This is a genomic window from Glycomyces buryatensis (assembly GCF_004912275.1).
GTDB classification, from domain to species: domain Bacteria; phylum Actinomycetota; class Actinomycetes; order Mycobacteriales; family Micromonosporaceae; genus Glycomyces; species Glycomyces buryatensis.
The window spans coordinates 36,645-48,701 of sequence record NZ_STGY01000086.1; the positions used below are offsets into that span (position 1 = coordinate 36,645).

General features: G+C 67.9%; 10 protein-coding genes and 1 pseudogene. 9 read left to right on the forward strand and 2 right to left on the reverse strand.

The annotated features are described in order from the left end of the window. The first annotated feature begins 9 nt into the window (after window positions 1-9). From aspT to FAB82_RS26685, 7 genes are all read left to right on the forward strand, one after another. Complete coding sequence (gene aspT, locus FAB82_RS26655; RefSeq protein WP_136537622.1) at window positions 10-1,701, forward strand: aspartate-alanine antiporter; 1,692 nt, start codon at window positions 10-12, stop codon at window positions 1,699-1,701. Between the two features lie 363 nt (window positions 1,702-2,064). Then, entirely contained in the window at window positions 2,065-2,556 is a 492-nt protein-coding gene (locus FAB82_RS26660; protein ID WP_136537623.1) for a hemerythrin domain-containing protein, read from the forward strand. Between the two features lie 174 nt (window positions 2,557-2,730). Then, the gene (locus FAB82_RS26665) at window positions 2,731-3,612 is read left to right on the forward strand and encodes a hypothetical protein (protein WP_136537624.1); all 882 of its coding nucleotides are present in this window, start codon (window positions 2,731-2,733) and stop codon (window positions 3,610-3,612) included. A 234-nt stretch (window positions 3,613-3,846) separates the two neighbouring features. Continuing rightward, window positions 3,847-4,611 carry an IclR family transcriptional regulator gene (locus FAB82_RS26670; RefSeq protein ID WP_136537625.1) on the forward strand — a complete coding sequence of 255 codons (765 nt, stop codon included), beginning with the start codon at window positions 3,847-3,849 and terminating at the stop codon, window positions 4,609-4,611. A gap of 389 nt (window positions 4,612-5,000) precedes the next feature. Beyond that, on the forward strand, window positions 5,001-5,786 hold the full coding sequence (locus FAB82_RS26675; RefSeq protein ID WP_136537626.1) for an MIP/aquaporin family protein: 786 nt from the start codon (window positions 5,001-5,003) through the stop codon (window positions 5,784-5,786). 56 nt (window positions 5,787-5,842) lie between these two features. Further along, window positions 5,843-7,372, forward strand: coding sequence for a glycerol kinase GlpK (glpK, locus tag FAB82_RS26680; RefSeq protein ID WP_136537627.1), 1,530 nt, complete (start codon window positions 5,843-5,845; stop codon window positions 7,370-7,372). A 25-nt stretch (window positions 7,373-7,397) separates the two neighbouring features. Beyond that, entirely contained in the window at window positions 7,398-9,023 is a 1,626-nt protein-coding gene (locus FAB82_RS26685; protein WP_136537628.1) for a glycerol-3-phosphate dehydrogenase/oxidase, read from the forward strand. A gap of 129 nt (window positions 9,024-9,152) precedes the next feature. Here the strand turns inward: FAB82_RS26685 and FAB82_RS26690 are convergent, their stop codons facing one another. After that, window positions 9,153-9,569 (reverse strand): DUF4267 domain-containing protein, encoded by a 417-nt coding sequence (locus FAB82_RS26690; RefSeq protein WP_136537629.1) that lies wholly within the window; start codon window positions 9,567-9,569, stop codon window positions 9,153-9,155. Between the two features lie 172 nt (window positions 9,570-9,741). Between FAB82_RS26690 and FAB82_RS26695 the strand changes: the two are divergent. Next, window positions 9,742-10,140: pseudogene (locus FAB82_RS26695) on the forward strand (TetR/AcrR family transcriptional regulator); the annotation flags it as partial. Window positions 10,141-10,236: 96 nt separating this feature from the next. On the opposite strand, the gene FAB82_RS27710 reads toward FAB82_RS26695, so the two are convergent. Beyond that, on the reverse strand, window positions 10,237-11,106 hold the full coding sequence (locus FAB82_RS27710) for a DoxX family protein (RefSeq protein WP_211116883.1): 870 nt from the start codon (window positions 11,104-11,106) through the stop codon (window positions 10,237-10,239). Between the two features lie 79 nt (window positions 11,107-11,185). Between FAB82_RS27710 and FAB82_RS26705 the strand changes: the two genes are divergently transcribed. Further along, window positions 11,186-12,043 (forward strand): sigma-70 family RNA polymerase sigma factor, encoded by an 858-nt coding sequence (locus tag FAB82_RS26705; RefSeq protein ID WP_136537630.1) that lies wholly within the window; start codon window positions 11,186-11,188, stop codon window positions 12,041-12,043. Window positions 12,044-12,057: the final 14 nt, after the last annotated feature.

Sequence of the window (12,057 nt, forward strand, 5' to 3'; positions counted from 1 at the left end):
GAGACGGCGATGGACTGGATAGCGAACGAACTGCGCTCCAACCCGGAGATCGCCCTGTTCGTGTGCCTGGCCCTCGGCTTCGCCGTGGGCAAGGTCCGGATCTGGAAGATCTCCCTGGGCGGCGTCGCGGGCACGCTGGTCGTGGCGATCCTCATCGGCATGATCGGGGAAATCCAACTCAACGACCAGGTCAAGACCATCGCCTTCGCCCTGTTCATCTTCACGCTCGGATACATCTCCGGGCCGACATTCGTGGCGAGCCTCAACCGCAAGAGCCTCAAGTACGGCACGTTCACCGTCATCGAGGTCGTCTCGGTCCTGGTCATCACGGCCATCGCGATCGTGATCATGGGCCTGGACGTCGGCACCGCCGCCGGACTGCTGGCCGGCGGGGCGACCGAGTCGGCGGCGGTCGGCACTGCGACCGACGCGATCGCCCGACTCAACCTGCCGCAGAGCGAGATCGAGACGCTGCAGAACAATGTGGGCACCGCCTACTCGATCTCCTACATCTGCGGGCTCATCACGATCGTGCTGCTCGCCAGCCAGATCTTCCCTCAGATCATGCGGATCAACCTGCGCGAAGAGGCCACGAAGCTGTGGCGCAAGATGGGCGGCGCCGAGGACGAGGAGACCGCCACTCCGGCGGCGCCGAGCGTGGTCGGACGCGAGTACGAGGTCACCGCGGCCGCCGACCAGTCGGTCGGCACGCTCCAGGAATCATTCAACGGGGATGTCACCGTCGAAGCGGTGTACCGGGGCCGTCAGAAGCAGATCCTCGACGACGAACTGATCCTTGTGGAGGGGGACAGGATCCTGGTAGTCGGCCGGCGCGAGGTCCTGGTGGGCGGCGCGAGCCAGATCGGCGACGAGGTCGCCGTCGAGGAACGCATGGAGATGGACCTGGACGTGGCCGAGGTCGTGGTCACCGCCAAGGGCTACAAGGCCACCACGCTCGGAGACATCCGCCACGACTTCGCCGAGGAGCGGCAGGGCGTGTTCCTGCAGAAGATCCAGCGGGGCGACCACGAACTGCCCGTGGAGCCGCAGACCGTCATCCAGCACGGCGACACGGTGCGCCTGGCCGGGTCCGGACGCGACCTGCGCCGCGTCATTCCGCTGGTGGGCTTCCGGCTCGACCCGTCGGTGCGGATCGACTTGGTGTTCATCTCGATCGGCGTGGTCGCGGGCTTCCTGGTCGGTCAGCTCGTCTGGCAGATCGGCGACATCCCGCTGACGCTCGGCACCGGCGGCGGTTGCCTGCTCACCGGTCTGCTGTTCGGGTGGCTGCGCTCCAAGCGGCCCACCTTCGGGCAGTACGACTCGGGGGCGGCCGACGTCATCAAGACGCTCGGCCTGGCCGTGTTCATCTGCGCGGTCGGCCTGTCCTCCGGGCCCGAGGCGGTCTCGCTGGTCAAGGAGTTCGGCGTGGGCCTGCCCATCGCCGGCGTCGCCATGACGCTGATTCCCGCCTGCATTTCGCTGTTCGTGGCCTGGAGGGTCATGAAGCTGCCCGCGCCGCTGGCGCTCGGCGCGATCACCGGACAGCAGTGCTCGACGCCCGGCGTGACCGCCGTCCAGCAGGCCGCGGGCAATGCGACTCCCTTGATGGCCTATACGATCGTCTATGCCTTCTCCAATGTGGTGCTGCCCTTGCTGGGCCCGGTCGTCGTCGCTATGGCCCACGCCATCACCGGCTGAGCGTCCGTGCCGGTGTCCGCGCTCACCCTTGCGGGGCGCGGGTGCGGATGATTTAATGGGCGCTGTGCCACGTGGCGCCGACCGAGAAATTCGAGGCAGGTCGGGCGCCGGGCGAGCACAATTACCTGAAGGGTCGTGTCATGAGGTCAAACTCCACGCTCATCATCTGACGCCTTAGTCGCGTCGTCTTCTGTCCCCGGGAATCAACTCCCGTGCCGCGACAGCTCTGAACCCACCGTCCCCAGTGGATGCGGCCTGGTGCCGTCTCCCGTGACGGTCGCTTCGCGTCCGAATGCAGATTCGGCGCGCCCCCAATACTTTCCGCGTGCGCGGAACCCTATTCATGGAGTCAGACCAATACCTATGCACGAAACCAAGACCATCGACAATATGGGCGACAAGCTCATTGAAATCCACGACGCGCTCCGCGAGCAGTTGGACCGGGTTCGCAGTGAGGCCGACGCCCACTTCGCCGCGGCGGCCGAGTCCGCCGAGCCACCGAAGCCCGGGCTCGGGCTCCAGCTGCGCCAGCACTGCCTGACGTTCTGCGAGTTCCTGACCTTCCACCACGACAGCGAGGAGAACGGCGTGTTCCCCTCTCTGGCCGAGCACCACCCGCACCTGCGGGAGCCCATCGACCGGCTCCGCGAGGAGCACAAGGTGGTGAACCGCCTCAAGGACGAGATCGCGGCGCTGGTGGGGGACATCGAGCTGTTCGACGCCGCCGCGTTCGCCACCGAGCTCGAGTCGATGACCGACCGGTTGCACGCGCACCTGGACTACGAAGAGACCGAGCTGATCCCGGTGCTCGCCGAGATCCCGTTCCCGCCGGTGGCACCACCAGACACCCCCTAGCGTTTTCGGAAAACTCCCCCAGTGGGGCCGTTGACCAGGCCCGAAGTCCGATGTGTCCGACTGATCACGATCAGTGGCTTGTGCCCAGGATCATACCCGCCTAGCGTTTCTATTGCGAATATCACACGCGGCCGGGGCTTCGGTCCCGGTCGCGGCGACAAGATTGGAATCGATATGGGACCGGCACTCCCAAAGCGACGCAATAGAAAGCGCACCATCCTCGCGGCCATCGGCGCGACCGTCATCGCATTCGGCACCACCGCCTTTGCGCTGACTTCCGCCGGGGCCGAAACGACCGGATCGGATGCCGGTGCGGCCCAAGAGGATTGGAACCCGCCCGCGGAGCTCGTCCAGCCGCTCGACGAGGTCTGGGCGCACTACGAAGACACCTACAACATGGACTTCCAGAACTTCGGCTGGGACCAGGTCATGGCCACCGGGGGGACGATCAATTACTGCGTCCGCTGGGATTCGACGCAGCAGGCCTCGGCCGAGCTGCGGGACGGCATCGAGGCGAAGCTGGCCGAGCAGTACCAGCTCTGGTTCGACCAGATGGCCGGGTTCAGTGACTGGCCGTTCGAGACCATCGAGGTCAATGTCGTCGGCTGGGCCGCGACCGATCGGGCCCTGCTCGATTGGGACGACGACTCGGTGGACGTCTACATCGGGGACATGAACGAGGGTGCGCCGCAGTGCTCCGAGGACTGCGGCCGATTCTTCAATCAGGACGGTGACTACTCGAACTGTCCCGGCGGAGCCGACCATCATTACGACCAGAGCCTGTGGCTCACGGACGGCATGGGCGGCGGCGCCGGCGGCGACTGGGGCCAGCGCATGGGCCAGGAGTACTTCACCGGCGCGCTCGATCAGGAGCAGATCACGATCTACCTGCACGAGCTCGGCCACACCTTCGGGCTGGACGACTTCTACGACTGGACCCCGACGGGCCAGTGCTGCTTCATCATGAACGCCGGCTCCTCGCCGACCATCACCGAATTCGACGAGTGGATGCTCAGGGACTGGTGGTGGCACCTCAAAACCCGCTACGACCTCTGATCCGGCACCGGTGAAGCGGAGGCGCCCATGAGCAACCGCGAATCCTATATTATATATCCTATATGAAATAGGATCTGCCGAAACGCAGGGCGGAGGCCCCGATGGGGCCTCCGCTTTCGTCTGCCCAAAGCGACATTCCGGACCCGCATGGACACCCGGGCAACCCTGGTCGCGAAGAGCCGATAGTGTTTAGCATTGTCGAACGCGGAACGCATTTGGAACGGAGGCGCCGCCATGGCCCGGAACATCCAGTCGCTGGAGCGCGCGGCGGCCATGCTTCGCCTGCTCGCCGGCGGCGAGCGCCGCCTGGGCCTGTCCGACATCGCCTCTTCATTGGACCTGGCCAAGGCCACCGCCCACGGCATTCTGCGCACCCTCCAGCACGAGGGCTTCGTGGAGCAGGACCCCGACTCCGGCCGCTACCAGCTGGGGGCCGAACTGCTTCGCCTCGGCACCACCTACCTCGACGTGCACGAACTGCGGGCGCGCGCCCTCGTGTGGACCGACGACCTGGCCCGCGCCAGCGGCGAGGCGGTCTACCTGGGGGTGCTGCACCAGCAGGGCGTCCTGGTAGTCCACCACGTCTTCCGGCCGGACGACAGCCGCCAGGTGCTGGAAGTGGGGGCGATGCAGCCGCTCCACGCGACCGCGCTGGGCAGGGTCTTGGCCGGCTACGATCCGGTGGCGCACAGCGAGATGGTCGACGGGAAGCGGGAGCCGTTCACGGCCCGCACCGTCACCGAGCTGCCCGCCCTCGAAGAGGTCCTGAATCTGACTCGGGCGCAAGGGTATGCGACCGATATCGAGGAGACTTGGGAGGGCGTGGCCTCGGTCGCGGCCCCGGTCTTCGACCGGCGCCGCATGGCGGTCGGCGCGGTCGGCGTCACCGGCGCGGTCGAGCGGGTCTGCTCGGGCGGGGAGCTGCGTCCCGAGCTCATCGCGGCGATCCGCGATACCGCCAGGGCCGTCTCCCGGGACCTGGGCTCGGGCCCCTTCTAGCGGCTTTCTGAACGCCCCCGGCCGCCTCGGCCCGTCCGCGCTGAAATTTCTTCGTCAATCTGACCGATTTCGTTGACATGTTTACTTCATTGCGGATGTACTGGGTGATCCACTCCTGCAAGCCACTTCATCGCATCCGGTGGTGCCCGCGCTGTCGCGTGGGGTCGCCGGTGCCACGAGGTGCCGGATTGTCTATGTGTCGGTAGTCACAATTGGCTTGACGGTGTAGTAATGTAGGAGAACACTTTGCGTACGTCGGTCGACATTGTCGAACACCTAACGGATTGAGTGTTCGGCAGGACTGCCGGCTGGCGCAAGCCCTTCCAATGGGGCGGGAACCCGGCCACCTCCGGGAAGCCCACCCCAGACCAATGACAAAGGAGTCACGGGTGTCCACTTCAGATATCCTCACCGGCGAGATCCTCGGCACCGCCATGCTGATCCTGCTCGGCGGCGGCGTATGCGCGGCCGTAACCCTCACGAAGTCCAAGGCCCAGAACGCCGGATGGCTCACCATCACGTTCGGTTGGGGCTTCGGCGTTCTCACCGGCGCCTACATCGCCGCCGGCGTCTCGGGCGCGCACCTCAACCCCGCCGTGACCGTCGGCCTCGCCATCCAAGGCGGCATCGAGTGGTCCCAGGTCCCCGTCTACTTCCTCGGTGAGATGGTCGGCGCGATGCTCGGCGCCTTCCTGGTCTACCTCGCCTACTACGGGCACTTCAAGGCCCACATGGCCGACCTCGCCGTCCAGTCGGGACCCGGCGCGCAGGCCACCGCCGACGCCACCCGGGAGAAGGCCGGACCGGTCCTGGGGATCTTCTCCACCGCCCCCGAGATCCGCAATACCGCGCAGAACCTGACCACCGAGATCATCGCGACCTTCGTGCTGGTCATCGCCATCCTCACCCAGGGCCTCAACGACGAAGGCAATGGCCTGGGCACCCTCGGCGTCCTCATCACCGCCCTCGTCGTCGTCGGCATCGGCATCTCCCTCGGCGGCCCCACCGGATACGCCATCAACCCCGCCCGCGACCTGGGCCCCCGCATCGTCCACGCCCTGCTGCCGCTCAAGCACAAGGGCGCATCGGACTGGGGCTACGCCTGGATCCCCGTGGTCGGACCGATCGTCGGCGCCGTGATCGCCGGTGGCGTCTACAACCTGGCCTTCGCGTGATGCACCATGACCCCGTGTAACGAAGACACCTCGACAACGACGTTCAGGAGCGCACTATGACCGACACGCACACCGGCCCGTTCATCGCGGCTATCGACCAGGGCACGACCTCCAGCCGCTGCATCATCTTCGACAAAGACGGCCGCATCGTCGCCGTCGACCAGAAGGAGCATGAGCAGATCTTCCCTAAGCCGGGCTGGGTCGAGCACAATGCGGCCGAGATCTGGAACAACGTCCAGGAGGTCGTCGCCGGGGCCATGGTCAAGGCCAAGGTCTCCAAAGAGGACATCCTCGCGATCGGCATCACCAACCAGCGCGAGACCACCATGCTGTGGGACAAGCACACCGGCCAGCCGGCGCACAACGCCATCGTCTGGCAGGACACCCGCACCGACACGCTGTGCCGCGAACTGGGCGGCGACATCGGCCAGGACCGCTTCCGCCAGCAGACCGGGCTGCCGCTGGCCGCCTACTTCGCCGGCCCCAAGATCGCCTGGCTGCTCGACAACGTCCCCGGCCTGCGCGAAAAGGCAGAGGCCGGCGACCTGATCTACGGCACCATGGACTCCTGGGTCATCTGGAACCTCACCGGCGGAGTGCGGGGCGGCGTCCACGTCACCGACGTCACCAACGCCTCCCGGACCCTGCTGATGAACCTCGACGACCTCAAGTGGAACGAGGACATCGCCGCCGAAATGGGCGTCCCGATGCAGGTGCTGCCCGAGATCCGCTCCTCCTCGGAGGTCTACGGCGAGGTCAAGGGCGGGGCCCTGGGCGGGCTCCTCGGCGGCGTCCCCGTCGCCTCCGCGCTCGGCGACCAGCAGGCCGCCCTGTTCGGACAGACCTGCTTCAGCGTCGGCGAGGCCAAGTCCACCTACGGCACCGGCACGTTCATGCTCATGAACACCGGCGAGCAGCTCATCCACTCCGAGTCCGGGCTGCTGACCACCGTCGGCTACCGGATCGGCGACGCCGCACCGGTGTACGCCCTCGAAGGCTCGATCGCCGTCACCGGTTCGCTGGTGCAGTGGATGCGAGACCAGATGGGTCTCATCAGCACCGCCGCCGAGATCGAGACGCTGGCCTCCAGCGTGGAGGACAACGGCGGCGCCTACTTCGTCCCGGCCTTCTCGGGGCTCTTCGCCCCCTACTGGCGAAGCGACGCGCGCGGCGTCATCGCGGGGCTCACCCGCTACGTCACCAAGGCGCACATCGCACGTGCCGTCCTGGAAGCCACCGCGTGGCAGACCCGCGAGATCACCGACGCCATGACCAAGGACTCCGGCGTCGAGCTCGCCGCGCTCAAGGTCGACGGCGGCATGACCTCCAACAACCTCCTCATGCAGTTCCTCGCCGACGTCCTCGACGCACCCGTGGTTCGCCCCATGGTCGCCGAGACCACCTGCCTCGGCGCCGCCTACGCCGCCGGGCTCGCCGTCGGCTTCTGGGACAACACGGAGGACCTGCGCGTCAACTGGCGCCGCGCCGCGGAATGGACGCCCGACATGGACCCCGAGATCCGCGAACGCGAATACAAGAGCTGGCTCAAGGCCGTCGAACGGACCATGGGCTGGCTGGACGACTAAGAAAAGTCGAAATAGGAGCGAGACCATGACCACCTTGCAGCACGTCCCCGAACTCGGGACGACCCCGACCGCCGGCCCCACCGTGCTTCCCGCGAAGCATGCGGGCCGGGCCGAGAACCGCGAGCAGTTGTCGAAGGCGACCTACGACCTGCTGGTGATCGGCGGCGGCATCCTGGGCATCTCCACCGCCTGGCACGCCGCCCAGTCGGGGCTGCGGGTGGCCCTGGTCGACGCCGGCGACTTCGCCGGCGCCACCTCCTCGGCCTCCTCCAAACTCCTCCACGGCGGACTGCGCTACCTGCAGACCGGCGCGGTGAAACTGGTGGCCGAGAACCACTTCGAACGCCGCGCCGTCACCCGGCAGGTCGCCCCGCACCTGTCCAACCCGCTGGCGTTCTACCTCCCCATCTACAAGGGAGGACCGCACGGCGCGGCCAAGATGGGCGCCGGCGTGTTCGCCTACTCCGCGCTCTCGGGCTTCGGCGACGGCGTCGGGCACCTGCTCAACCCCGTCAAGGCCCGCATGGACGTCCCCGAACTGCGCACCGACGGACTCAAGGCCGTGGCCGTCTACGGCGACAGCCAGATGAACGACGCCCGCATGGCGCTCATGACCGCGCGCGCCGCCGTCCAGGCCGGAGCGGTCGCCCTCAACCACGCCGAAGTCACCGGCCTGCGGCTCACCGGCGGCCGCGTCACCGGCGCCGACCTGCGCGACCGCACCGACGGTACCGAGTTCGGCGTCAACGCCCACGTGGTCCTCAACGCGACCGGACCCTGGGTCGACCACCTGCGGCGCATGGAGGACTCGGCGGCGAACCCGTCGATCCGCCTTTCCAAGGGGGCGCACCTGGTGCTCAAGCGCACCTCCCAGTGGAAGGCCGCGCTGGCGACCCCGATCGACAAGTACCGCATCACCTTCGCCCTCCCCTGGGAGGACATGCTGCTGCTCGGCACCACCGACGAGGTCTACGAGGGCGACCCGGGGGACTTGTCCGTCACCGGCGCCGACACGGACCAGATCCTCTCGGAGGCGGCGCATTCGGTGCGGGACCAGCAGCTGCGGCGCGACCTCATCACGTACTCCTTTGCGGGCCTGCGGGTCCTGCCGGGCGGACCCGGCGAGACGTCGAAGGCCAAGCGGGAGACCGTGGTGACCGAGGGCCGCGGCGGCATGCTCTCGGTGGCCGGCGGCAAGTGGACCACCTTCCGCCACATCGGACGCCAGGTAATCAAGAAGCTCTCCGACCTCCCCGGTTACTCACTGGGGGAGGGGATGGAGCCGATGTCGAAGCTGCCGCGGCTGCCGCTGCCGGGCATCGCCAATCCGCACGCGGTGCAGCACCGCCTCCTCACCGACGGCGGCGCCCCGCTGCCGAGTCTCGGCGAGGACACCGCCAAACACCTTGCGACGCATTACGGCTCGCTCGCCTTCGAGATCACCCGCCTGGCGGGGGAGCAGCCGGAACTGGCCGAACGCATCCACCCGGACGCCCCCGAGATCTGGGCGCAGGTCGCCTACGCCAGGGACCACGAATGGGCCGAGACCACCGACGACGTCCTGCGCCGCCGGACCACCTTGAAGATCCGGGGTCTTGACACTCCGGAGATCCGCGCCGGGGTGCAGGGGATGCTCGATAAGCGAAACTGATTGAGGGAGCGGCCGGCACCGGAGCCTTCGGGCGCCGGTGCCGGCCTTTTAGCGTTAGAAATTTAGCTAGCGCCCGAAGGAGTCGGAGTCGGCCGCGTCATCCTCGCCCTGGTCGCCGCTTCCGGTCCCTCACGCCGCTTGGAGCGTCTCTTGAAGCGCCTCTTTGCGCGCCACCTGCAGCTGGAGCACGCCCGCCACGATCACGAGTGCCGCCGTGGCGTAGTGGACCCCGAACGCCGTCGCGAGGTTGCCGTCGTGAAGCAGGACGAGCGTGCCGTCGGCGATCGGGGCCGCAGTCTCGACCAGCAGGACCCAGCCGAGGGCGCGGCGCTGGCCCGTGAGGAACAGGGCGAGGGGGATCAGGCCCATGACGATGTCGCGGCCGCCTTTGATGGTGAGGATGTCGGCGGCCTCTCCGGTGGGCCAGTGGGGGAACCCGAAGCTCGAGCCGAGCGTCTCCGGCGTCAGGAGATAGGAGACGCCGATGTAGATGATGCCGAGGGCGACGATGAGAGTGAGGACGTTGGCGGTGATCTTGCGTGCCACGGGGGGCTCCTAAGCTAAGCTAGAAAATCTATCGTTGCTAGATATGAGAGTAACGCTAACATAGCCTTGCTCGAAAGTCTAGCGATGCTAGAATGAGGTGATGGTCGTCCAGAACCGCCGCGAACGCGAACGCGCGCAACGCAGAGAACTGATCGTCAGCTCCGCCCGCGAGATGGCCGAGGCCGAAGGCTGGGACGCGGTGACCATTCGCAAGCTCGCCGAGCGCATCGAATACAGCCAACCGGTCCTCTACAGCCACTTCGCCGGCCGCGGCGCGATCATCGACGCCGTCGCGCTCCAAGGCTCCGCCGAACTCGCCGTCGAGCTGAAGCGGGCGCGGACCGGTGCCAAGGGCGAACCCGCGCTGGCGGCGGTCGCGCGGGCCTATATCGACTTCGCGGCGGCGCACCCCGCGCTCTTCGAAGCGCTGTTCACCAGGGCCGAGGGACTGAAGTTCGGGCCCGAGGCGCCCGAGGAGCTCAAGGCGGCATTCGCCGAGCTCTATACGGTCTTCGCGGACGTGGCGGGCGAGCGCAACCCCGAGCTGCTGACCGAGACCGGCTGGGCCGCGATCCACGGCCTGGCGATTCTCGATCGGGACGGCCGGCTTCGCCCGGGCCTCCAGGCGGAGCGCCTGGAGATCCTGGTCGGCCAATTCATCGGAGACTTACCGGGGCGCGACCGGCCGCCGGCTCGCGCCCCTCGAAGAGGAGCGGAGGCCGGTGTCCGAGGCCGCACCGGCGAACCCGAGGACGCGACCGCTCGGGCGCAGCGCCCACGAGACCAGGGTGAGGACCGAGAACAGGCCCGTCCAGAACACGTGGCCCGCCTCGGATCCCATGATCAGGTGCGAGGTGAACGCCCCCGCGAAGTTGTAGAACGCCCCCGCGTACGCCCATTCCTTGAGCCGCCCGAAACGCGGCGCGCTCAGGGCGATCGCACCGAGCACCTTCGCGGTGCCGAGGAACGTCATGAAGTACACCGGGTATCCGAGGGCCACCATGCCGTCGACGGTCGGCTCCCGGCGGATCAGGTCGGCCCCGCCGCCGGTGAGCAGCACGGCGACGATGATCCCGGTGGCCGCCCAGTACAGGGCGACCTTGCCCCTGAAGGGCCGGCCCGGACGCCACGAGTCGGGGGCCGGGTCGCGCCGGGATGCAGGCCGCAGCGCCCACGACGCCATGGTGATCGCCAGGAAGCCGAGCGGTCCGCTCGCCGCGGCAGGATCGCCGACCGCCAGATGGGAGGTGACTGCGCCCAGATAGATGAAGGCCACCCCGGCGTAGACCCACTCCTTCAACCGCGGGAAGCGGGGGAGGACCAGGACCATCGCTGCGGGGATCTTGCAGACGCCGATGATCACGGCAACGTAGAGCGGGAAGCTCAGGCCCTCGCCGATCACGTCCCTGACGTAGTCGGTCCGCATGATGTCCCAGACCCCGCCCAGCGCCGATTCGGCTGCGATGATGAGGGTCGTCGTCCAGTAGGCGGCGGAGCGCGCACGGGTTCGCACCGCGGCGCGGGAAGCGTCGGTCATTGATCTCGTCCTTCTCGTCACGCCGGCCGGATTCGGCCGGTCAACATGATTGACCATCCCCGGACGAAGGAAGTGACCGATGAGCGAGGACGAATTCGCGGTACAGCGCTTCGAAGCGCACCGCGCCCATCTGCGGGCGGTGGCCCACCGCATGCTCGGCACGGCGAGCGAGGCCGATGACGCGGTCCAGGAGACGTGGATCCGGTTCGCCCGCACCGATACCGGAGACGTGGCGAACCTGCGCGGCTGGCTGACCACGGTCGTCTCACGGGTGTGCCTGAACCTGCTCGAAACCCGCAAGACCCGTCGCGAGACGCCGATCGAGTTCCACGGCGCAGGCGCCTCCGAGGACGCGGACCCCGAGCGCGAGGCGATGCTGTCGGACTCGGTCGGCCTGGCGTTGCTGGTCGTGCTCGACTCCCTGGGCCCCGCGGAGCGACTGGCGTTCGTCCTCCACGATCTCTTCGGCGTCCCATACGAGCGGATCGGACCGATCGTCGAACGGACCCCGGAGGCGGCGCGTCAGCTCGCGAGTCGGGCCCGGCGCCGGGTGCGCGGCACCGCTCCGGTGCCCGATCTGGGGCGCCAGCGCGAAGTCGTCGACGCCTTTCTGGATGCCTCCCGCAACGGCGACTTCGAAAGACTCCTGACCGTCCTGGACCCCGAGATCGTGGTGCGCGCGGACGACGCGGCGGTCAAGGCGGGCGCGGAGCGCGAGGTGAGCGGGGTGCGGGCGGTGGCCGAGACGTTCCTGGGCCGCGCCCGAGGGGCCGAGGTCGCACTCGTCGGCGACCGTATCGGCGCCCTGTGGTCCCGCGGTGGCAAGCCGCGGATCGCGTTCCGCTTCACCATCGTGGACGGACGGGTCGCGGCCATCGATATCGTCGCCGAACCCGACGGTCTCCAGGCCCTGTCCCCGGTCGTCCTCGAACCCTGATGACTCACAAGGGG

What these genes read in the sequence shown, in the direction of transcription:
- aspT (WP_136537622.1), top strand. Translation starts at nt 10, where the DNA reads ATGGACTGGATAGCGAACGAACTGCGCTCCAACCCGGAGATCGCCCTG.
- FAB82_RS26660 (WP_136537623.1), top strand. Translation starts at nt 2,065, where the DNA reads ATGCACGAAACCAAGACCATCGACAATATGGGCGACAAGCTCATTGAA.
- FAB82_RS26665 (WP_136537624.1), top strand. Translation starts at nt 2,731, where the DNA reads ATGGGACCGGCACTCCCAAAGCGACGCAATAGAAAGCGCACCATCCTC.
- FAB82_RS26670 (WP_136537625.1), top strand. Translation starts at nt 3,847, where the DNA reads ATGGCCCGGAACATCCAGTCGCTGGAGCGCGCGGCGGCCATGCTTCGC.
- glpK (WP_136537627.1), top strand. Translation starts at nt 5,843, where the DNA reads ATGACCGACACGCACACCGGCCCGTTCATCGCGGCTATCGACCAGGGC.
- FAB82_RS26685 (WP_136537628.1), top strand. Translation starts at nt 7,398, where the DNA reads ATGACCACCTTGCAGCACGTCCCCGAACTCGGGACGACCCCGACCGCC.
- FAB82_RS27710 (WP_211116883.1), bottom strand. Translation starts at nt 11,106, where the DNA reads ATGACCGACGCTTCCCGCGCCGCGGTGCGAACCCGTGCGCGCTCCGCC.
- FAB82_RS26705 (WP_136537630.1), top strand. Translation starts at nt 11,186, where the DNA reads ATGAGCGAGGACGAATTCGCGGTACAGCGCTTCGAAGCGCACCGCGCC.